This is a genomic window from Lujinxingia vulgaris (genome assembly GCF_007997005.1).
Taxonomy (GTDB): Bacteria; Myxococcota_A; Bradymonadia; order Bradymonadales; family Bradymonadaceae; genus Lujinxingia.
This window is the reverse complement of the sequence record NZ_VOSL01000025.1, coordinates 29,974-49,231: the sequence shown is the minus strand read 5'-3', so window position 1 is coordinate 49,231 and position 19,258 is coordinate 29,974. Positions and strand designations below refer to the sequence as shown.

Here is a 19,258-nt window from a genome sequence, read left to right as displayed (position 1 = left end):
GAAGCATCCGATGGTAGTATCGTTGAAGAGTCGCTCTCTCTCAGCGCCGCTTCCCGAGGTTGTATGACAGCTGTGGCAACCGACATCTCGCGCTCTCCCCTCATCTGGATCGGGGACCGCACGGGGCACTGCACCCATGTCAACGAAGCGTGGGTCGAGCTCACCCGTCGCCCGCGCGCGGAGCTGCTCGGCGATGGCTGGCTGACCAGCGTCCACGTCGACGACCGCGACGCGGTCCTTCAGACGCATGCCAGCGTGCTCGGCGGCTCGGAACTCGCCAGCATCCAGGCGCGCATCGCTGCCGCCGGGGGCTCATTGCTTTCCCTGCACGTCACCGTCTCGCCGCGTTTTTCCGACAGTGGGGAGTTGGTGGGGTTGATGGCCACTGCCCATCCGGCCGCCGACACCTCCCACCCTTCGTCCTACACGGTCGCCGAAGACATCTTCGAGAGAATCATCGACGGCGTATGCGTCGCTGGCTTCGACGGGTACTTCAAACGCGTTAACCCCTCCTGGGTCAAAACCCTGGGATGGTCCGTCGACGAGCTCCTGCAACGCCCCATCCTCGACTTTGTGCATCCCGACGATCACGACGGAGTCATCAGCGCTCGCCGGCAGCTCCACACCGGGACATCGCTCCAGCACCTGATCAACCGCTACATCTGCAAAGATGGCAGCTACCGCTGGATGGAGTGGCGATCGGTCGCCCACGCCGAGCGTCGACTCGTCTATGCCGTGGCGCGCGACATCACCGAACAGAAGATCAATGAAGAGCGCCTACACAAAGCGCGGCAGGACCAGCTCGATCTCCAACGACGGCTCGTCTTCGCCGAGCGTATGGCCAGCGTCGGTACTCTGGCCGCAGGCGTCGCTCATGAGATCAACAACCCGCTCACCTACGTGCTCACGAACATTGACCTGGTGACTGACCTCCTCGTCGCCTCTCCGGCCCCACTGCCCCACACCGACCTGGACGATCTGCACGATATGCTCACCGAAGCGAGAGCGGGCGCCGATCGCATTCGCTCCATTGTCGCCGGGCTGAAATCCTTCTCGCGCGCCGAAGATGACCGCGTTGAGATCATCGACCTCGGCCCCGTCATCGATCGTGCGATCAACATGACCGCCAACGAGGTTCGACATCGCGCGCGCCTGACGACCACCCTCGGGCCGCTGCCCCGCGTTCGGGCCAACGAAGCGCGCATCGGACAGGTGCTGGTCAACCTTCTCCTCAACGCCGCCCAGTCCATCCCGGAGACGAGCTCCGCTGCGCACGTCGTTGCGTTGTCGGCGAGTACAACGGCCTGCGGCGACGCTCAGATTTCGGTAAGTGATAGCGGGGAGGGGATCGACCCGGAGCACCTCTCGCGCATCTTCGATCCCTTCTTCACCACCCGACCCCACGCAGGAGGCACGGGGCTGGGGCTCTCCATCTGCCACAGCATCGCCACCACCCACGGCGGCGAGCTGAAGGTCGACAGCGTCCCCGGCGAAGGTTCCACGTTCACCTTAACGCTGCCCGCAGTCGACGCCCCCCCGCCCCTCGCTTCGCCCGGCCCCCCGGTGCCCCAGACGCCGCCGCCTCCCGGTCGCCGCCTCTCCATCCTCGTCATCGACGATGAGCCTCGCGTCGGCCGCGCCCTGCAGCGCCTCATCGGTGACCACAACGTCCACGTCGCTCACTCCGGCAAGGAGGCGCTCGCGCTCCTGCAGCAGGGGCTGGACGTCGATCTCATCTTCTCCGACCTCATGATGCCCGAGATGTCGGGCATCACCCTCCACGGGCACATCCAACGCCTCCTTCCCCATCTCGCGCCCCGTATGATCTTCATCTCCGGCGGAGCCTTCACTGCGCAGGCCCGAGCGTTCGTCGAAAGCGTCGACAACCCGATCCTCGACAAACCCTTCGACCGCGACGTTCTGCGGTCGCTCCTCGAGCACGCCGCACTAGCCAGCCAAGACTGATGGACGCGCGCATCGATTGACGGCACAGAAGAGCTTCGACAGCATGTAACGACGTGTTGCACGCACATTCGACCTATCCGTCACGTCGCCCATCGCGCGACCTGCGCGCTCGCCGCGATGCTATGAAGCACATGGAGTATGCCGATGTTCCCAGGCCACTTTCGCGTCTTATTCGTTATCCTGTTTACCGTCGTCTCTTCGGCCTGTTCCCACCTCTCGTACCAACGCGCCGAGGTCAGCGGATCCACGATCGAATACTCCGATTTTGAGCCCACTGAGCCTCGCCACGAGTACAACCTCGTCCTCAACGAGATTAACCTCTACGACCGCAGCGGCGCCTTCTGCGCCGGCATGCTGGAGGCCGGCGATCGCGCGTCTTCCCGCATCGCCGAAGAACGCGAGATGGCCGAAGAGGGACGCATGCGAGGCGAATACTCCTGGCGCGAGCGTCACGCCAGTGAGTACGCCGGCATCGAATGCGGCGGCTTCTTCCGCTGGGGCTCCGGCGTCGACACCGGCCTCACCGACTACTCCCAGGTCCAGCCCCCCTACGACAACCGCGGCTACGGCCTCTTCACCCACACCGGCGCCGATCACACCCTGACCGAGGGCGGCCTGCACATCGGGGGGCGAGGCCCGATCATCGAGGGATCGGGGCTGGGCTGGCTCTTCAGCTTCCGCCTCTCGCTGGGAAGCATGACCCTCAGCGCACCGATCGCCCCGGCCTCCCCCGCCCCCGAGCGCATTGACGAGAAGAACGGCTACTTCGTCATCCCCATCGCCACCGGGATCACCTTCAACCCCTGGTACCTCTTCGGCCTGGGTATCACGCTGTGGGGAGGCGTCGACGGTGCCTCCGCGCTGGCCAACTACGGCGAAGAGAAAGAGAGCTTCCTCGACAACTTCGATTATGGCGCCCAGGCCGGCTGGCGATGGAACTTCACCTACGTCACCCCTTCGCTTCAGGTGGGCTGGCGTCATAACCGCTTCTACTGGGGCGGCCGCACCGCCACCCACCGCGGCTGGGAGGCCATGGTCGGCGTCGATGTGCACTTCGATCAATTCTAAACGAGCGCCGGAATGATCGTCGCCGCGCGTGCCTTTTCTTCGGGTGATGAACGTCGATGAGGTGCCCGCGGGCACCTCGATTCTTTTCCCCTGACCCTGGAGATCATGGATGTCTGGAGATACCCCCTACACCCCGCCCGCTGTCTGGACCTGGGAACAAAAGAGCGGCGGCGCGTTTGCCAGCATTAACCGCCCCATCGCCGGCCCCACCCACGACAAAGATCTGCCCGTAGGCCAGCATCCTTTCCAGCTCTACTCTCTGGGCACGCCCAACGGCCAGAAAGTCACCATTCTTTTTGAAGAGCTTCTGGATCGCGGCATCACCGATGCGGAGTACGACGCGTTCTTGATCAACATCCTGGAGGGCGACCAGTTCTCCTCAGGCTTCGTTGAGGTCAACCCGAACTCAAAAATCCCCGCCCTCCTGGACCGCTCCACCTCCCCGCCCACCCGCGTCTTTGAATCCGGCGCGATCCTGCTCTACCTGGCGGAGCGCTTTGACGCCTTCATCCCCACCGACGCCGCCGCGCGCACCGAGTGCCTCTCCTGGCTCTTCTGGCAGATGGGCTCGGCGCCCTACCTGGGCGGAGGCTTTGGCCACTTCTACGCCTACGCTCCGACCAAGATGGAGTACCCCATCAACCGCTTTACGATGGAGGCCAAGCGCCAACTCGACGTCCTCGACCGACGCCTGGCCGAGTCGGCCTACCTGGCCGGCGACGACTACAGCATCGCCGACATCGCCAACTGGCCCTGGTACGGAAAACTCGCGCTCGGAGAGCTCTACGACGCCGGGGAGTTTCTCAGCGTGCACACCTACAAAAACGTGCTGCGCTGGGCGAACGCCATCGAAGCGCGACCTGCCGTACAACGCGGCGTGATGGTCAACCGCACCTGGGGACCGGCCGAGAAACAGCTCCACGAGCGTCACGACGCCAGCGATTTTGAGCTTCGCACCGCCGACAAGCTCCCCTCTCAAGATCCCGCCGAATAACGCCCCCACGGCGCGCGACGCGCCCCTGGATGGATGGTCACGATGTCGGAAGCGTGGAAGGGAACTCTCCACCAGATCTGGATCTGCGCCGAGCGAGGGGGCTTGCCAGGTCCCGTCGCTCAGGCCGAGGCCGTCGCCGCCACGGGACTGCGCGGCGACCGCTACTTCTCCCCCGCCCTGGGTCGCGACCCCGCTCGCCAGGTCACCCTCATCGCGCGGGAGGTCCTCGAAGAGGTTGCCCGCGACCATCACATCGATCTTCGCGACGGTCGCCACCGCCGTCAGCTCGTCGTCGAGGGTGTCCCTCTCAACGCGCTCGTCGGCCAGGAGTTCAGGGTCGGTGAGGTTCGCCTGCGTGGTGTTGAGCTCTGTGAGCCCTGCCGACGCATGGCGCGCCTCTCCGGCGAAAAGGGGGCGATTAAAGCCTTCGTGCACCGCGGCGGGCTCAACGCCGAGATTCTCGTCGGCGGCACCCTCAACCCCGGGGCGTCGGTGGTCCCGACTCCGCCCATGCAGGGTAAACTTCCCCTGTAGCGCGCCATCAGGTGCCGCTCTCTTAGCGCGGCTGCTCCCCGCGCGCCTCGCGAACCAGCTGCACCGTCAGCGCCAGCACCTCGCGCCCGGCAGGTGGCCCGTGGCTGGGTACGACGATCTGCAGGTCTTCAAACCTGCTGGCGACGGCGTCCACCGCCCGATCCCAATGCTCCAGATCGGCGTCCGCTGTGTTGCCGGCGTCGGTCGCGCCCGCCGGGCGGATCAAACACCCTCCGAAGATGATGTCGTGCTCGGGCAACCCCACAACGATGTTATCCACCGTGTGCCCCGGCCCCGGATCAAAGACGATCGCCGGACCGATCGCGACGTTTCCATCGGCGTCGAACCTGAGTGGGTGCTCGGCCGGCACAAGCCCCCGCTCCGCCGCCAGCGCGTTGGAGTCTGCGGCCGCATAGGTCTTCACCCCGCGGTCGCGCAGCATCCCCACCCCTCCCATCTTATCGTCGTGCGCGTGCGTGAGGATCGCCTCGGTGACCGGCTGCGCCAAACGCGCCTCGCTCCACGCCAGAATCTCGGCGGTCTGCGCGTCCGTCCAGGCGCTGTCGATCAGTAGCGCTCCCGCCTCACGCTCCACCACAAGCCCGTAGGAGGGCACATTCCCCCAGGGCTCCACGCGTCGATGGCTCAGATGCAGCCACACCCCTGGCACAAGCTCCTCGAAGCTCACCCCGGAGACCTCGGCCCCCTTGCTCGACACACCCTCCTCCGGCCCACTACCATCGCCGAGAACACTCTGCGGCGCGGCGCACCCGGCCCACACCACCGCCGCACACCATGCGACGAGACGCTTCACATCCACCATCGTTGATCCTCATCTTGAGCTGATCGTTTCACCGAACTCATCCCCGGATACGTCGCCATGACCCGACTCCCCGAGAAGATCCAGCATCTCTTCGACGCGCGCGCCTCCGACGATCGCACCGAAGCCTACGACGCGCTCGTCACGCTCTTTGCGATCACCGAGGCCCCCGTACCATGGGCCTACGACGTGTGGGACGAGTTCGTCGAGCAGCTCGATCATCGCGATGGCCCTGTTCGCGCCTTCGCCGCGCAACTTCTCGCACGCCTGGCGCTCAGCGATCCCGAGGAGCGCATCCTCCGCGACTTCCCACGACTGCAAGCCCTGCTCTACGACGAGCGCACCGTCACCGCGCGCCACACGCTCCAGAGCATCTGGCGCGTCGGGCTGGCCGGTGATGCGCAGCGGGAGCGCGTGATGCAGGCGCTGAAAACGCGTTTTGAGGACTGCACCGACCTCAAGCACGCCTCCATGGTGCGCTACGATATCATCATCGCCCTCGCGGCCCTCGTGCAGGCCACCGAGTCCGCGCCCGTCCAGGAGCTGGCGGAGTCGCTCATCGCCTCGGTGGACGACCCCGGGCTCACCAAAAAACTTCGGGCCGCGTGGCGAAAAGCCCTGCGCTGAAATGCGGTGCCTGTCCCCATACATCTGCCATTGAGCGAGGGCATCGGCCTCATCACACCTCAACTTCGATATGCGCGCCCTCACCCTCCCGCGCCACCAGCTCGCCGATCGGCTCAAGATGTTCGTGAAGCCCGGCATCGGTAAGCGCACGTTGCACCGCATCGATCGCCTCGGGCGCCACCGCCACGAGCAACCCACCGCTGGTCTGAGGATCGCAGAGAATCTGACGCACACGCTCTCCCGGGTCGACCACGTGGTGCCCGTAGCTCTCCCAGTTACGCCCGGTCCCACCGGGAACCGCGCCGGCATCCAGGTAGTACGAAAGGTCGGTGAGCTGACGGACCGCCCCCAACCTCACCCGCGCGTTCACGCCGGCACCCACACACATCTCCGAGAGATGCCCCAGCAGCCCGAAGCCCGTGACGTCGGTCATCGCGTGCACCCCCTCGATCTTCGCCAGCGTCGCTCCCACCGCGTTAAGTCGCATCATCGAGCTCGCCGCAAGCCCCCGATCGTCATCCCGAAGCACGCCCTTTTTCTCGGCCGTCGATAAGATGCCCACGCCCAGCGCTTTGGTCAGAAAGAGCGTATCGCCGGCCTGACCCGCATCGTTTCGCTGGAGATGATTCAGCGCCACCAGCCCGTTGACCGCCAACCCGAAGATCGGCTCCGGGCTGTCGATGCTATGCCCGCCGGCCAGCGCGACACCGGCCTCCGCGCAGATCGAACGCGCCCCCTCCATCACCTCCCCGGCCACTTCGGCCGGCAGCACGTTGATGGGCCAGCCCAGAATGGCGATCGCCATCACCGGGTCGCCCCCCATCGCATAGATGTCGCTGATGGCGTTGGCGGATGCGATGCGCCCAAACTCATAGGGATCATCGACGATGGGCATAAAGAAGTCCGTCGTGCTCAGCAGCACACGACCATCGCCCAGGTCCATCGCCCCGGCGTCATCGCGCGAGCTGTTGCCCACCAGCAACTTCGCCATCGCATCGGGTGTGGTCACCCGGTTGGACAGAATCCGATCCAGCACCGCCGGAGACAGCTTGCATCCGCATCCGGCACCGTGACTGTACTGCGTCAATCGAAGGGTCTCGTTCAGCTCGCTCATAGCACTTCTCCGGTGGGCGACAGTTCTTCTCGCACCTCGATCAGCCGGCGCGCCACGTGCTGCGGCGTCCCCTGCGTCTCGATATAGATGACAGTGTCGGCATCGCGACGCGCGATGCCCTTTGCGTAGGCTTTATCGTAATACTCAAGCGCCAGCGCGGCAGCCGCGCGAACATCTCCCGCGGCGAGCGCCTCGCGGGCCTGCGATGTTCGCAACCCGCCCAGACTTTTTTTAATTCGCTCAAAAGAATCCGCGAGGAGCGCGTTTGCGGCCTCCCCGTAGACATCCACCAGACGATCCAGGCGCTCCTCGAGAGGAGCATCCACCACGACACATTGTGAGGCGTGGATCGCCTTGATCAGTGCGTTGGGCAGGTGCCGAAAACCGATCATCCGGCTCTCATCCTCCACCCACACCGCTTTGCCGGAGCGGCGAGTGGTCGCCAGCGCCATTCCCAGCACATTTTCAAAATGCTCCTGCGTGGGCTGCTCTCCCAGCAGAAGCCCCCCGAAGGCCGAGCCCCGGTGGTTGGCCAGCCCCTCCAGGTCCACAACCTCTTCGCCCAGGTCTCGCAGCGCCCACAGGATCTCGGTCTTCCCCACCCCGGTGCGACCGCCCAGCACCACCAGCGGCGGCACATCCTCCATCTGCGCGATCGCCCAGCGCCGGTACGACTTATACCCCCCCTTCAACACAAAGACCTCAAAGCCGTAAAGCTCCAGCAGCCAAGCCACGCTCTGACTGCGCATCCCCCCGCGCCAGCAATGCACCAACACCGGCCCCGATGCCGCGCCCACCTCGGTCTCAACGCGCTCCACAAGCTCGCGCATCCGCGGCCCCACGTAGCCCAGCCCCTCCAGGATCGCGCGCTGGCGTCCCTCCTCCTTGTAGAGCGTCCCCACCACGACGCGCTCCTCGTCCTCAAAAAGCGGCAGGCTCAGCGCGCCCGGGATATGGCCCTTTTCAAACTCCGCCGGGGTGCGCACGTCAAAGGCGACGAGCCCATCGGCCATTTTGGCCAGAAACGCGTCGATCTCGATCTCTTGCATGGATGCCTCACAACAACGTCATCACCGCATCAACGCGATGTCCTCGCTTACGAACCCTCGTCAGGCGCCTCCCCTTCCCCGGCGTCGCGCTCCTCATCCTTTGCACGACTGGGCCTGTTTCGCCAGCTTCCCGCACGTGCCAGGCGCTGCGCGTTCTTATGTTCTTGCCAATACCGCGTCGAAATCACCGGGCCGCACTCGACCACGTGTTGAAGAGCGCCTCGATCGCCGGGGCGACATGCCCGCCGCCCTTTCCCCGCCACGGAGGAACCATGTCGGAACAGCCCCCCATCGTCACCTGCCTCTGGTTTGATCATCAGGCCGAGGAGGCCGCTCGTTTCTACACGTCGATCTTCGAGGAGAGCGTCATCGGTCCCGTCCAGCGCTACACCGACGCCGGCACCGACATCCACGGGCAACCCGAGGGGGCGATCATGACCGTATCCTTTGAGCTCAACGGCCACCGCTTCGTCGCCCTCAACGGCGGCCCGGCGTTCACGTTCAACGAGGCCATCTCCCAGCAGATCCTCTGCCAGACCCAGGCCGAAGTCGACCACTACTGGGAGCACCTCACCCGAGGCGGTGATCCGCAGGCGCAGCAATGCGGCTGGCTCAAAGATCCGTTCGGGGTCTCCTGGCAAGTCACCCCGGTGGCGCTGATCGAAGCGATGAGCGACCCCGATTCGTCACGCGTTAAACGCGTCACCGAGGCGATGCTCGCCAAGAAGAAGTTAAACCTGCGCCCGCTTCGCGCCGCGTACGAAGGTGTAGGCGAAGACGTCGTCTTTGAGATGCGTCGCACCCTGCATGCCCCGCTTCAACGCGTCTGGGCCGCCTGGACCTCCCCCGACGCCCTGAGCCGCTGGTGGGGACCCAAAGGAAACCCCGCCCTCCACGTCGAGCTCGACGCCTCCCCCTCCGGCAGCTTCTTCTACGGGCTGAAAACAGAAGGTAACCCGATATGGGGGCGTTGGGACTTCGACGCCTTTGTCATCGAGCGACGCATCTCGGCGGTACAGACCTTTTGCGATGAACATGGTCAGAGACCGCTTCGCCATCCCTTCGAGCCGGACTGGCCCTTAAAAACCCATATCTGCGTAGAGTTTGCTCCCAATGGCGATGACACCGACATCACCATCCGCTGGACGCCCCGCGACGCTACCGAGCGAGAGGTGCAAGGATTTGTCGCGCTGCACCCGGCGAGTCTTCAAGGGTGGACGGGCACCCTCGACCAGCTCGAATCCTACCTGCGCACCTGAACAAAACTCCGCGCGCACCACCACCCTCCAAAAAAAGGACCGACCCACAGGGCCGGTCCTCTCTGGCAACCTCATACCAACGACATCAAGCATGATGCGTTTAAGAGAGACGCTCACTCACAAAAAAGCGACCCATCACTCTCATAGACCTCCACCTCCACGATGCCCGAGGTGTTCTTGATGTGGTCACTCGTATCCGAGGCCAACCGCACCTCGTTGAGAGTGAGCGTCACACGATCCCCCACCTCCTGCGGGCAGGCGTCAAAGTTCACCGAACCTCCGCCCTGCATACCGTGGTAGATGTTATCGATCTCGAGAATCGCGTAGGTATCAACCGCAAACCCTGAGGTGGTCGCTTTCTCCCCCGGCAGCGTGTTGTTCTCCGAGGTGTCGATACCAATCGTCAGCTTAAAGCGATCATCGCTCGCAACCACCCGAAGCCGCCCCTCCGACACACTCGCCCCGAACTCCGCGCTGGCTTCATTCGTCTGCCCCTCAAGCTCCACAGCCGGCGGCGTGCCGATGTTCGTCTCCTGGACCGTCAGGCTGAACGTGCCGGCGCTCGGGTCGTTCTGCTCGTTCTGGTCCTCATTGCCGCTGTCCGGCCCATCGATCGGCGTATCATCGCCTTCGGCCTCGCCACAAGCACACGCCAACCCCACACAAATCATCATCAACAGCGTCTTCAGCTTCATACATGCTCCATCAACCAGGTGTTTAACTCGCAAGGCCCGGAGCCAATCTCGGGGCCTCGGCGCCTCCACTGACGCGCCAGTCACCCTGCGTATTCAACGCCCGCGCAAGTATCGGCAACCGCCTACGCATCCCCCAGCAAATCGCGCATTTTTCGCTGGATCAGCCGAATCGAGCCCTTCGGAGCGATGCGATTGGCAAGCTGCATCAGCCGCGCATCCGACCCGACCAGGATATGCAGGCGCTCATCCTCAATGCCCTCCAGAATGATCTCGGCGGCCTTATCGGCCGCCAACGCCTGGTAGCCCTCCCCGGCCTCAGCACCCTCCTCGCCATCCCCCATCGTCACACCCGAGTTCGCCGCAATATCGGTGGCCACCGCCCCGGGCATCACCAGTGAGACCTTGACCGCCGTCTCCATAAGCTCGGCATAGAGCCCCTCGGTCATCAACTTCACCGCGGCCTTCGACGCTCCGTAGATCGCCTGACCCGGCACGGGCAAAAACGCTCCCATGCTCGCCACGTTCACAAGATAGGCCTCCGGCCGTTGCAGCAATATGGGCAGAAACGCGCGCACCATCCACACCGTGCCGAAGAAGTTCACGTCCATCGTCCGCTCAATCACCTCATCGCTGAGCTCGTGCACCCGCTCAAAGGGCTGAATGATACCGGCGTTATTGATCACCGCGTCCACCGCCCCGTGGTGCGCAACCACCTCCGCCGGTAGCGCGCGCACCGCAGCGCGATCGGTGATATTCAGCTCATGTGTCGAGAGGCGTTCGCCGGCGTTAACCCGGGCCACAAGCGCCTCAAGCGCCTCCACCTTGAGATCCACGGCGGCCACTCGCGCCCCCTTTGCAAGCAACGCCTCGACCAGCGCGCGACCTATCCCGCTGGCTGCACCGGTCACCACCACCACCTTTCCAGAAACGTCCATAATTCCTCCTTCGCTCAGAGCGCGTCCACGGACGCATCCGCGCCTTGCCGCCCTGCGGTTGAACCACCTGTGATGATGAGAGCATAAGAACGTGGCGCGCCCATCACAGGGGATCGGGCACCAACCTTCCCACCTCCCGGTCCAGCCCCACCTCGCGGTCATCAACTCGCCCTTTCGGTTGACTGCCTCACACCAGCGCTTATCAATCAGGGCTCTTCGCCCGGCGACGAATCGAATATCACCACGTCACCCTCTTCGAACGCTCCTTCGACTTCAGGACGACCACGTGAAAGCAGTCACGCTTCAGGGTTATGGCGACGCTTCAAAGCTCACGCTTGTACACGACGCACCGATGCCTCAATGCGCCCCAAACCAGGTGGTGATCAAAGTCGCGGCGGCCTCCCTCAACCCGCTCGACACAAAGACCCGCAACGGGGAGCTGCGCTGGCTTGCACCGCGCAGCTTTCCACTCATCCTGGGGAGTGACGCCTCCGGCACCGTGGCGCGTGTGGGCTCCGAGGTCACCGACTTTGAGGTGGGTGACGAGGTCTTTTGTATGGTCGACGCCAACCCCTCACCTGCCTGCAACGGCTTTGCGCTCAGCGGCAGTCACGCCGAATACGTGGTCACGCGTGCCGATACATTGAGCTTCAAACCCGACAACCTCACCCATACCGAGGCCGCGGCGGTCCCGCTGGCAGCGCTCACCGCGTTCCAGGCCCTGGTGCACAAGGCAGAGGTCTCGCCAGGCGACCGCGTCTTGATCAACGGCGCCTCCGGCGGCGTGGGCACCTTCGCGTTGCAACTCGCCGTCGCGCTTGATGCCGAGGTGACGGCGGTCTGCAGCGCTGCGAACGCCGCATTGATGCGGGATCTGGGAGCCTCGGAGGTTCTCGACTACAGGCGCGTCGACTTCTGCGAACAACCTCAACGCTACGATGTCATCTACGACGTCGTCGCCAACCGCACCTTCAGCCAATGCTGCGACGTGCTCACTCCGACCGGCGTTTACGTCCGAAACGTCGCCACGCTGGCCGGTTTCTGCTTCCCCCTACTGCGTCCGGCAGCGAGCCTCTTCGGCTATAAGAAACGATTCGAGCAGGTCTGGGTCGAGCCACGAGGCGAAGACCTCCAGGAGGTCGCGGACCTGCTCAGCAATGAGCTGATTCGACCGATCATCGGGCAGATCTTCCCCCTGGAACAGGCATCCCAGGCCCATGACCTGGTCGAGCGTGGCGCGGTCGCCGGAAAGACCGTTCTTACCATCGCCGAGTAAACCGCCAGTCGAATGACTCGCGGGCCCATGCTCCACAGATGTCCCCGGGGGCCTCGTAAAGCGCCCCTTCTCCGAGCCCCAACCCGCCACCATGACTCTGCCCCTCTTCGACGACGACGCCCTGGCCGAGCCCTCCACCGAGGTCCTGGGTCCGGCGGCCTTCGTGCTGCGCGCCTTTGCCCTCAACCAGGCCTCAGACCTGCTCCATGAGATCGAAGGCGTCGCCAACATCTCCCCCCATCGCCATATGACAACGCCGGGGGGCCACACCATGTCGGCCGCGATGACGAGCTGCGGCCAGCTCGGGTGGGTCTCCGATGCACGCGGATACCGCTACGTCGCCGTCGATCCCCTGACTGGCAAGGCCTGGCCCGCCATGCCCGATCGCCTGAGAAACCTCGCACAGGAGGCCGCCGCCTCTGCCGGCTTTGCGGACTTCAGGCCCGACACCTGCCTGATCAACCGCTACCTGCCCGGCGACCGCATGTCCCTGCATCAGGACAAGAACGAGTCCAACCTCAACGCCCCCATCGTCTCCGTCTCGCTGGGTATTCCGGCGACCTTCCTCTTCGGCGGAATCGAGCGCAGTGAACCCACCCGGCGCGTTCAACTTCGCCACGGCGACGTCGTGGTCTGGGGCGGCGAAGACCGCCTGCGTTTTCATGGCATCCTCCCTCTCAAGCCCGACGATCATCGCCTCGTGGGCCCCCGGCGCTTTAACCTGACCTTTCGCTGCGCGGGTTAATCGCTCGTCCCCTGCTGCGTGTTTTCAGAGGCCGCCTCGTCGCGTATCCGCTGCAGATAAAAGCGCTCGAACGCAAAGACCGCTGCGACGCCCAGTACGCTGAACACCACGATCAACGGGTCGCTCTCGATCTTCACCCATAGAAATCCGGCGAGCACCACCGCATCGAGGATGGTGGCAGCAATGAGGATGGGCGCGCGCGCGCCGACATCGTCGCGCAAATGGCGGTACACCCCCACGTGGATGGCGATATCCATCACCAGATAAAAGATCGCCCCCATCGACGCGATCCGCGAGAGATCGAATATCGCCGCCAGCAGCGCCGCAATGACCACCGTGTAGACCAGCGTGTGCGTCTGAATATCGCCGGGCATCCCGAAATGGCGGTGGGGTATCAACTCCATCTCGGTGAGCATCGCCAGCATCCGTGAGACCGCAAATGTACTGGCGAGCAACCCGGAGGCGGTCGCAATGATCGCGATGATGACGGTGAAGAGCGTGCCGTAGCCGCCAATCGCCGGACGCGCAGCCTCGGCCAACGCGTAATCTCGGGCAGCAATCAGCTCCTCCAGATCCAGGCTGGAGGCCACCGCGTACGTCACCGCCAGGTAGACGACCAGGCAGATGAGAATGGAGATGACAATCGCCCGGCCCACGTTTTTCTTCGGGTCGCTGACCTCATCGCCGCTGTTGGTGATCGTGGTAAAGCCTTTAAACGCCAGAATACCCAGCGCGATCCCGCCCACAAACCCGGCAGCTCCGGGCTCTCCAGACGGTGGCCACATCGTCACCTGCAACTCGACGCCGGACGCGACTACCGCGATCGCCGCAAACACGAGCAGCCCCCCGATCTTCACCACCGCGCTCACGTTTGCGACCGTGCCGATAACCTTGTTGCCCGCCAGATTCACCACAAACGCAAGCACAATCAGCCCTACCGCAAGAACCGGCACCCAGATATCCGAGACCTCCCCCTCAAAGAGCTGCAGGGTGTAGGTGCCGAAGGTGCGCGCCACCAGGCTCTCGTTGATCACCATCGAGAGCGCCATCAAGAGCGCCGCCGCCCCGGTCACCGTGGAGCTCCCGTAGGCCTTCTTAAGGATCATCGCGATGCCCCCGGCCGAGGGGTACGCGCTGGCCACCTTGATGTAACTGTAGGCGCTGAACCCGCTGATGATCGCGGCCACAACAAACGCCACCGCAAAGAGCCCGCCGGCCAGCTCCGCGATCTGACCTGTCAGCGCGAAGATCCCCGCCCCGATCATCACGCCTGTGCCCATCGCCACGGTCTGCCACAGCCCCAGACTTCCCTGCTCATAGCTCGCGCTGCGCTCGCTCATTCCTGCTCACCTTCTCGTGGACATGGTGACGGTCACGTACTCCGGGGCCTTCATTCTGCGCACCAGCGCGAACTTCGCCACGTTGAGCACCCGCAGACTCCGGCAGTAAACACACCCCTTTTGACGGTTTGCCCTCCCGCCCGTCCTGCCACATCCGCACTCTCACCGATCGGTTGACAACCCATAAGCATATACTTATAGATCGGGACATGCAGACGACCTCCCCCATCGAAAACAAAGTCTTTCAAGCACTCGCGGACCCCAGCCGCCGGGCGATCTTCGAGTCGCTCACGCGCGGCGAAGCGCCGGTGCGGGATATCACCGCCCGCTTCAGCATCTCGCAGCCCGCCGTCAGCCAACACCTCGCGCAGCTCAAAGACGCCGGCCTGGTCATCGGCCAGAAACGCGGTCGCAGCGTCTACTACCGGGTGCGCCCTGAGGGACTCAAACCTCTGATCGACTGGATCGCTCACTACCGCGCCTTCTGGACCGACCACCTCGGCCAACTTGAAAACCTCCTAAAGGAGCTCGACCCATGAGCCCTCCCGACCTCATCGAGATGACCCTGGAGCTTCCCCACCCGCCGGAGCTGGTGTGGCGCGCGCTTACCGACCCGGAGCTTCTGGAGCGGTGGCTGCTACCGGTGGTCAACCATAGCCTGGAGCCCGGCGCGCGCTTTTCCTTCCGCGCCCCCGCGCAGCCGGGCTGGGACGGCACGGTGCGCTGTGAGCTCCTCGCGATCGATCCCCCTCACGCCATTCAATGGTCGTGGGTCGTCGGTGAGCTCGACACGCAGGTGAGTTTTACGCTGACCCCCATCGATCAGGGCACCCGCCTGACGCTGCGCCACACCGGATTTACCCCCGATCAAAAGCAGAACCGCGGCGGCGCGCGCTACGGCTGGCGCATGATGCTGAATCGTCTCCAAGAACTTCTCACCACCTCGCCGTCACGCTGAGTCCGACACCCCCAGAAGAGAGGCTCCCCATGAATATCGCGCTCTGGATCCTTCAAGGCCTACTCGCCGTCCACACCCTGATCGGCGCGGTGTGGAAGTTCACAAACACCGAACAGGCCGTACCTTCGATCCGTGCGCTACCCCACGGGGTGTGGCGGGCGATGAGCCTGGTGGAGATCGTTCTGGCCATTGGCCTTGTGATTCCAGCACTCAAGCCCTCACTGGCTCCGCTGGCCATTGTCGCTGCGCTGGGCGTGGCCGCCGAGATGCTGCTGATGTCTGGACTGCACCTGGCAGGCGACGCGAGCGATCACAGCCCGATGTACTACTGGCTCGTCGTTGCTGCCCTGTGCGTCTTCATCGCCCTGGGTCGAATGCTGATCGCGCCGCTCTGAGTCGTCTCACGTTGTCCACCCACCGGAGACCACCATGCCCCCCTCCTCCCCAGACTCTCCCGAAGCGCCTCGCCTGCTCGCTGGCGGTAACCCGCAGATCCCCAAAGGGGATGGCGACGCCCCGGTGCAGGCCTACATCGCGGCGATGCCCGACTGGAAGTCAGAGGTCGGCCGCCAGCTCGACGCCCTCATCGAACGAGCCATCCCCGACGTTCAAAAAGCGGTGCGATGGAACTCCCCCTTTTACGGCATCAAGGGGCAGGGGTGGTTTCTCTCCTTTCACTGCTTTACCAACTACATCAAGGTTACCTTCCTCAACGGCGACGAGCTGCGACCCCGACCTCCCGTCGACTCGAAACATGAGCGCGTACGCTACCTGCACCTCGTCGAAGACGAGCCCCTCGATGAAGTGCAACTCGGAGATTGGATCGCGCAGGCAGCGAACCTCCCGGGCGACCCTCTATTTTGACGACGACCGACATCCTCCTGCTCGGTCGTCGTGACACGGTGCCACCACGAGAGACGACGCCTCAACGCCCGGGTTGGAGCCTCAGCCCGCGCCTTAAAGGCGGTCAGCACACCAAGACCTGGGCGACCTCTCCCCCCCGAAAGAAACCTACAGCGCACCGGTCGTGCTCGCCGCAGCGTGGGTACGCAACGTCTCCCGCATCCGCACCGCCACCACACCACCTGACGCAAAGGTCAGCGCCGCGATCGTCAGCGTCGCCACCGAAAGCCCAAACGCGTCGGCCACGATCCCCGCCACAAGCGCGCCGAAGGCGTAACCCATATCGCGCCACAGACGGTAGACGCCCACCGAGGACGCTCGCCAACTCGGGTGGGCCACGTCGCCAATCGCAGCGAGCAACGTGGGATAGACCATCGCCGTCCCCAGCCCCAGCAGCACCGCGCCCACCGCAAACACCCAGAAGGTTGCACCATAAGCGATGACCACGATACCCGCGGCCTGCGTCCACATCCCGGCCACAATCAGCCCCTTTCGACCTACTTTATCGCTCCACGCGCCGGTAAAGAGTTGCCCCAGCCCCCACACTGCCGGGTAAATCGCCGCCAGGGTGCCAATCTCCCCGAGCGACATCGAGGCGGCCGCAAACACCAGCGGAAAGAGCCCCCAGGCCATCCCGTCGTTGAGGTTGTTGACCAACCCGGCCTGACTCACCGACGAGAGGTCCGGATCGGTGAAACTCGTGCGCTTGATGACCCCGAAGGCCGATAACGTAGCGGCGTCCGTCGTCGTGGTCTGAGACGACTCCAGGGTCACGTGATGCTTCGTCTCCCGCACGGCAAAAATCGAGAGCAAGGTGCCCAGCACCACAAACACAATTCCCGGGTAGAAGGGTTGCGGTCGCAGCCCATACTCCGCAGCAATGAACCCGGTGGCCAGCGCGCTGAGCGCCACCGCGAAGTATCCCGCAAACTCATTGAGCCCCATCGCCAGGCCCCGGTTTCTGGGACCGGCCAGGTCGATCTTCATGATCACCGTCGTCGACCAGGTCAGCCCCTGGCTGATGCCGAGCAGCACGTTGGCCCCCAGAATCCAGCTCCAGGTGGGCGCCCACATCAACAAAAAAGGCACCGGCGCGGCCACAAGCCACCCGGCAATCAGCACCGCCTTGCGCCCGAATCGGTCCGACCAGCGCCCGGCCATGTAGTTGGTCAGCGCCTTGGTCACCCCGAAGACCATGATGAACGAGAGGATGGCGGTGCGCGCTGCCAGCTCGAACTCCTCCTCGGCGATGGCCGGCAGGATGCTGCGCTCCATCCCGATCATCGCGCCCACGAAGGCGTTGACGAGCACCAGCAACGAGAACTGCGCGAGGTTCTCGCGCAGGCCCAATCGCACCTCGGGAGCATTCTTCGATGACTTCTTCATGCCCGCGCTCCCGACTCCCCGAGACTGTGCACCGAGATATCAGCGCGGCGGGCGTCATACCCCAGCTCGCGTAGCCTGCGCGCCGCCTCAGCCGAGAACGTGCAGAAGGGTCCGCGACAGTACGCCACAATCTCCCGATCACGCGGCAGCTCATCGAGGTGAGCCTCAAGCTCGGAGAGCGGAATCGACAACGCCCCCGCAAGATGCCCCTCCTCAAACTCCACCCGGGGCCGCACGTCGATCAACACGACCTCGCCAGCATCCATGCGCGCCCGGAGCGTGGCCGCGTCCAGCGACTCCAGGTCCTGCGGCTCGTCGAAAAACTCCCGCGTTAACTTCTCCAACCCCGCAATATGATGCTGAGCGACGGCCTGAAGCCGCACCAGCAGGGCGGCTACATCATCGCCAGCCAGCGAGTAGCGAACATGCAGCCCATCACGCTGAGAGCGCACCAGCTCGGCGCGCTTCAACGACTGAAGATGGTGCGAGGTGTTGGCCACCGACTGATGGATCTCGCCGGCCACCACCTCCACGGTGCGCGGGGCCTGAGCCAGAAGCTCAAGAATCTCCAGCCGCGCCGGGCTGGAGAGCGCCTTACCCACCTGTGCCAGATGGGCGTAGGCCGTGTCTTTAAAGTGTCGAAAAGAGGATGAGGCCATATAAAACTCCGCGCGCAAAGATCAAGCGTTCAAACAAACACTTGAACAAGGCGCACAGGCAGTTATTCAACCAACCTCTTGAATACCTCCCCCGGCCAGCGTCACGTGGCGACGCGCCCCCTTCTGGCCCCTCGCTCTCAGCGCTCGTTCCAGCCCTTGCCTTCCATGATCTTCGGCACGGCGCGCTCCACGCGCGCCTCGCGTGTCTCCCGCTTCTTCGCTCCTCCGATGTAGATCTGGTAGCTGCGCTGGCGCCCGGGCGTCAGCGCCTCGAACGCCTCTTTAAAGTCGGGATCGCTCTCCAGACGCTCTTCCAACTCCGCGGGAAGCGCGTCGTCGTCATCGACCTCCACCTCTTTCCCGGAGCGCTCAAAAACGAGCGCCTCGTGAAGAAGCTGTGCCAGCGCTTCGCGTCGCTCCACGACCTCCTCCGCCGAGCGAAATCGCACCACCCGCGCGTAGCGGGTATTCGGCCCCGGCTTCTCCAGAATCTTCGTCGGGTCCGGCAGCGCGGCGCCTTTCAATAAGCTCAACACGAAGTTGTCGCGGTACGCGCCGATCATCGCCACATTTTGCCCCTGCAGCGAGTAGCAGGGAGAACCCCACTTGAGCTGCTCCTCGAGCTCAGTGGAGCGCACCACCTCCCGAAGCGCCCGAAGCCCCTCGGCCCACTGATGCACTTTGCACTCCGGGGTCTGGTAGTGCTTGCAGCGCCCACAACCCTCTTCGAGATAAGAGTCCACATCACCGGTATTCATCCACTATCTCCCTTCCCATGGCTCATCGTTGCGTCGCCGAGAAGACCGCCCTGAGCGCTCGGCGCGTCCCCCAAACTACCACAGCGTACACCTTCCTCGCACACGCCCTTCATGGCCCGTTTACTGGACTTCTCGGCACTTGACCCAAGGTTCAAGCCTGTCCCATTCGGGGC

At 64.2% G+C, this 19,258-nt stretch carries 21 protein-coding genes; 12 read left to right on the top strand and 9 right to left on the bottom strand.

Features of this window, described 5'->3' with window-relative positions; genetic code table 11:
- The first annotated feature begins 63 nt into the window (after nucleotides 1-63).
- From FRC96_RS05825 to FRC96_RS05810, 4 genes are all read left to right on the top strand, one after another.
- Complete coding sequence (locus tag FRC96_RS05825; protein WP_230469920.1) at nucleotides 64-1,965, top strand: ATP-binding protein; 1,902 nt, start codon at nucleotides 64-66, stop codon at nucleotides 1,963-1,965.
- A 144-nt stretch (nucleotides 1,966-2,109) separates the two neighbouring features.
- Nucleotides 2,110-3,033: a hypothetical protein gene (locus tag FRC96_RS05820; RefSeq protein ID WP_146973565.1), complete on the top strand. Its 924-nt coding sequence runs from the start codon at nucleotides 2,110-2,112 to the stop codon at nucleotides 3,031-3,033.
- Between the two features lie 109 nt (nucleotides 3,034-3,142).
- On the top strand, nucleotides 3,143-4,027 hold the full coding sequence (gene yghU / locus FRC96_RS05815; protein WP_146973564.1) for a glutathione-dependent disulfide-bond oxidoreductase: 885 nt from the start codon (nucleotides 3,143-3,145) through the stop codon (nucleotides 4,025-4,027).
- Nucleotides 4,028-4,129: 102 nt separating this feature from the next.
- Nucleotides 4,130-4,561 (top strand): MOSC domain-containing protein, encoded by a 432-nt coding sequence (locus FRC96_RS05810; protein ID WP_230469919.1) that lies wholly within the window; start codon nucleotides 4,130-4,132, stop codon nucleotides 4,559-4,561.
- 22 nt (nucleotides 4,562-4,583) lie between these two features.
- On the opposite strand, the gene bla is transcribed toward FRC96_RS05810, so the two are convergent.
- Nucleotides 4,584-5,384 carry a subclass B1 metallo-beta-lactamase gene (gene bla / locus FRC96_RS05805; RefSeq protein ID WP_146973563.1) on the bottom strand — a complete coding sequence of 267 codons (801 nt, stop codon included), beginning with the start codon at nucleotides 5,382-5,384 and terminating at the stop codon, nucleotides 4,584-4,586.
- A 57-nt stretch (nucleotides 5,385-5,441) separates the two neighbouring features.
- On the opposite strand from bla, the gene FRC96_RS05800 reads away from it, so the two are divergent.
- Nucleotides 5,442-6,008, top strand: coding sequence for a hypothetical protein (locus tag FRC96_RS05800; RefSeq protein WP_146973562.1), 567 nt, complete (start codon nucleotides 5,442-5,444; stop codon nucleotides 6,006-6,008).
- 52 nt (nucleotides 6,009-6,060) lie between these two features.
- On the opposite strand, the gene selD is transcribed toward FRC96_RS05800, so the two are convergent.
- Together selD and mnmH are read right to left on the bottom strand one after the other, a co-directional pair.
- Entirely contained in the window at nucleotides 6,061-7,113 is a 1,053-nt protein-coding gene (selD, locus tag FRC96_RS05795; RefSeq protein ID WP_146973689.1) for a selenide, water dikinase SelD, read from the bottom strand.
- 5 nt (nucleotides 7,114-7,118) lie between these two features.
- Nucleotides 7,119-8,171, bottom strand: coding sequence for a tRNA 2-selenouridine(34) synthase MnmH (mnmH, locus tag FRC96_RS05790; RefSeq protein WP_146973561.1), 1,053 nt, complete (start codon nucleotides 8,169-8,171; stop codon nucleotides 7,119-7,121).
- A 272-nt stretch (nucleotides 8,172-8,443) separates the two neighbouring features.
- On the opposite strand from mnmH, the gene FRC96_RS05785 reads away from it, so the two are divergent.
- The gene (locus FRC96_RS05785) at nucleotides 8,444-9,430 is read left to right on the top strand and encodes a VOC family protein (protein ID WP_146973560.1); all 987 of its coding nucleotides are present in this window, start codon (nucleotides 8,444-8,446) and stop codon (nucleotides 9,428-9,430) included.
- Between the two features lie 113 nt (nucleotides 9,431-9,543).
- Here the strand turns inward: FRC96_RS05785 and FRC96_RS05780 are convergent, their stop codons facing one another.
- Both FRC96_RS05780 and FRC96_RS05775 read right to left on the bottom strand, forming a co-directional pair.
- Nucleotides 9,544-10,125, bottom strand: a complete 582-nt coding sequence (locus tag FRC96_RS05780) for a hypothetical protein (protein ID WP_146973559.1) — start codon at nucleotides 10,123-10,125, stop codon at nucleotides 9,544-9,546.
- Nucleotides 10,126-10,247: 122 nt separating this feature from the next.
- Nucleotides 10,248-11,060 (bottom strand): SDR family NAD(P)-dependent oxidoreductase, encoded by an 813-nt coding sequence (locus tag FRC96_RS05775; protein WP_146973558.1) that lies wholly within the window; start codon nucleotides 11,058-11,060, stop codon nucleotides 10,248-10,250.
- Nucleotides 11,061-11,346: 286 nt separating this feature from the next.
- On the opposite strand from FRC96_RS05775, the gene FRC96_RS05770 reads away from it, so the two are divergent.
- A complete protein-coding gene (locus FRC96_RS05770) occupies nucleotides 11,347-12,336 on the top strand; it encodes an NAD(P)-dependent alcohol dehydrogenase (protein ID WP_146973557.1) in 990 nt (329 codons plus the stop codon).
- A 91-nt stretch (nucleotides 12,337-12,427) separates the two neighbouring features.
- Nucleotides 12,428-13,081: a DNA oxidative demethylase AlkB gene (alkB, locus tag FRC96_RS05765; RefSeq protein ID WP_146973556.1), complete on the top strand. Its 654-nt coding sequence runs from the start codon at nucleotides 12,428-12,430 to the stop codon at nucleotides 13,079-13,081.
- Here the strand turns inward: alkB and FRC96_RS05760 are convergent.
- Nucleotides 13,078-14,421: an APC family permease gene (locus FRC96_RS05760; protein ID WP_146973555.1), complete on the bottom strand. Its 1,344-nt coding sequence runs from the start codon at nucleotides 14,419-14,421 to the stop codon at nucleotides 13,078-13,080. The two genes, alkB and FRC96_RS05760, sit on opposite strands and share 4 nt — an antisense overlap.
- Before the next feature lie 209 nt (nucleotides 14,422-14,630).
- Between FRC96_RS05760 and FRC96_RS05755 the strand changes: the two genes are divergently transcribed.
- The 4 genes from FRC96_RS05755 to FRC96_RS05740 are packed head-to-tail and all read left to right on the top strand — an operon-like array spanning nucleotide 14,631 to nucleotide 16,243.
- On the top strand, nucleotides 14,631-14,960 hold the full coding sequence (locus tag FRC96_RS05755; protein ID WP_146973554.1) for an ArsR/SmtB family transcription factor: 330 nt from the start codon (nucleotides 14,631-14,633) through the stop codon (nucleotides 14,958-14,960).
- Entirely contained in the window at nucleotides 14,957-15,379 is a 423-nt protein-coding gene (locus FRC96_RS05750) for an SRPBCC family protein (RefSeq protein WP_146973553.1), read from the top strand. Before FRC96_RS05755 ends, FRC96_RS05750 begins: the two co-directional genes overlap by 4 nt.
- Before the next feature lie 29 nt (nucleotides 15,380-15,408).
- Nucleotides 15,409-15,774 (top strand): DoxX family protein, encoded by a 366-nt coding sequence (locus FRC96_RS05745; RefSeq protein WP_146973552.1) that lies wholly within the window; start codon nucleotides 15,409-15,411, stop codon nucleotides 15,772-15,774.
- Nucleotides 15,775-15,808: 34 nt separating this feature from the next.
- Nucleotides 15,809-16,243, top strand: a complete 435-nt coding sequence (locus FRC96_RS05740) for a DUF1801 domain-containing protein (RefSeq protein ID WP_146973551.1) — start codon at nucleotides 15,809-15,811, stop codon at nucleotides 16,241-16,243.
- A gap of 147 nt (nucleotides 16,244-16,390) precedes the next feature.
- On the opposite strand, the gene FRC96_RS05735 is transcribed toward FRC96_RS05740, so the two are convergent.
- From FRC96_RS05735 to FRC96_RS05725, 3 genes are all read right to left on the bottom strand, one after another.
- Complete coding sequence (locus tag FRC96_RS05735) at nucleotides 16,391-17,668, bottom strand: MFS transporter (protein ID WP_146973550.1); 1,278 nt, start codon at nucleotides 17,666-17,668, stop codon at nucleotides 16,391-16,393.
- Nucleotides 17,665-18,327, bottom strand: coding sequence for an ArsR/SmtB family transcription factor (locus tag FRC96_RS05730; RefSeq protein ID WP_146973549.1), 663 nt, complete (start codon nucleotides 18,325-18,327; stop codon nucleotides 17,665-17,667). Before FRC96_RS05730 ends, FRC96_RS05735 begins: the two co-directional genes overlap by 4 nt.
- 137 nt (nucleotides 18,328-18,464) lie before the next feature.
- Nucleotides 18,465-19,085: a YdeI/OmpD-associated family protein gene (locus FRC96_RS05725; protein WP_146973548.1), complete on the bottom strand. Its 621-nt coding sequence runs from the start codon at nucleotides 19,083-19,085 to the stop codon at nucleotides 18,465-18,467.
- Nucleotides 19,086-19,258: the final 173 nt, after the last annotated feature.

Excerpts from the sequence above, each read along its gene's own strand:
- FRC96_RS05780 (WP_146973559.1), bottom strand. The coding sequence starts at position 10,125 with ATGAAGCTGAAGACGCTGTTGATGATGATTTGTGTGGGGTTGGCGTGT.
- FRC96_RS05825 (WP_230469920.1), top strand. The coding sequence starts at position 64 with ATGACAGCTGTGGCAACCGACATCTCGCGCTCTCCCCTCATCTGGATC.
- FRC96_RS05740 (WP_146973551.1), top strand. The coding sequence starts at position 15,809 with ATGCCCCCCTCCTCCCCAGACTCTCCCGAAGCGCCTCGCCTGCTCGCT.
- mnmH (WP_146973561.1), bottom strand. The coding sequence starts at position 8,171 with ATGCAAGAGATCGAGATCGACGCGTTTCTGGCCAAAATGGCCGATGGG.
- FRC96_RS05775 (WP_146973558.1), bottom strand. The coding sequence starts at position 11,060 with ATGGACGTTTCTGGAAAGGTGGTGGTGGTGACCGGTGCAGCCAGCGGG.
- FRC96_RS05745 (WP_146973552.1), top strand. The coding sequence starts at position 15,409 with ATGAATATCGCGCTCTGGATCCTTCAAGGCCTACTCGCCGTCCACACC.
- bla (WP_146973563.1), bottom strand. The coding sequence starts at position 5,384 with ATGGTGGATGTGAAGCGTCTCGTCGCATGGTGTGCGGCGGTGGTGTGG.
- FRC96_RS05730 (WP_146973549.1), bottom strand. The coding sequence starts at position 18,327 with ATGGCCTCATCCTCTTTTCGACACTTTAAAGACACGGCCTACGCCCAT.
- FRC96_RS05735 (WP_146973550.1), bottom strand. The coding sequence starts at position 17,668 with ATGAAGAAGTCATCGAAGAATGCTCCCGAGGTGCGATTGGGCCTGCGC.
- alkB (WP_146973556.1), top strand. The coding sequence starts at position 12,428 with ATGACTCTGCCCCTCTTCGACGACGACGCCCTGGCCGAGCCCTCCACC.
- FRC96_RS05755 (WP_146973554.1), top strand. The coding sequence starts at position 14,631 with ATGCAGACGACCTCCCCCATCGAAAACAAAGTCTTTCAAGCACTCGCG.
- FRC96_RS05725 (WP_146973548.1), bottom strand. The coding sequence starts at position 19,085 with ATGAATACCGGTGATGTGGACTCTTATCTCGAAGAGGGTTGTGGGCGC.
- FRC96_RS05785 (WP_146973560.1), top strand. The coding sequence starts at position 8,444 with ATGTCGGAACAGCCCCCCATCGTCACCTGCCTCTGGTTTGATCATCAG.
- yghU (WP_146973564.1), top strand. The coding sequence starts at position 3,143 with ATGTCTGGAGATACCCCCTACACCCCGCCCGCTGTCTGGACCTGGGAA.
- FRC96_RS05750 (WP_146973553.1), top strand. The coding sequence starts at position 14,957 with ATGAGCCCTCCCGACCTCATCGAGATGACCCTGGAGCTTCCCCACCCG.
- FRC96_RS05760 (WP_146973555.1), bottom strand. The coding sequence starts at position 14,421 with ATGAGCGAGCGCAGCGCGAGCTATGAGCAGGGAAGTCTGGGGCTGTGG.
- FRC96_RS05820 (WP_146973565.1), top strand. The coding sequence starts at position 2,110 with ATGTTCCCAGGCCACTTTCGCGTCTTATTCGTTATCCTGTTTACCGTC.
- FRC96_RS05800 (WP_146973562.1), top strand. The coding sequence starts at position 5,442 with ATGACCCGACTCCCCGAGAAGATCCAGCATCTCTTCGACGCGCGCGCC.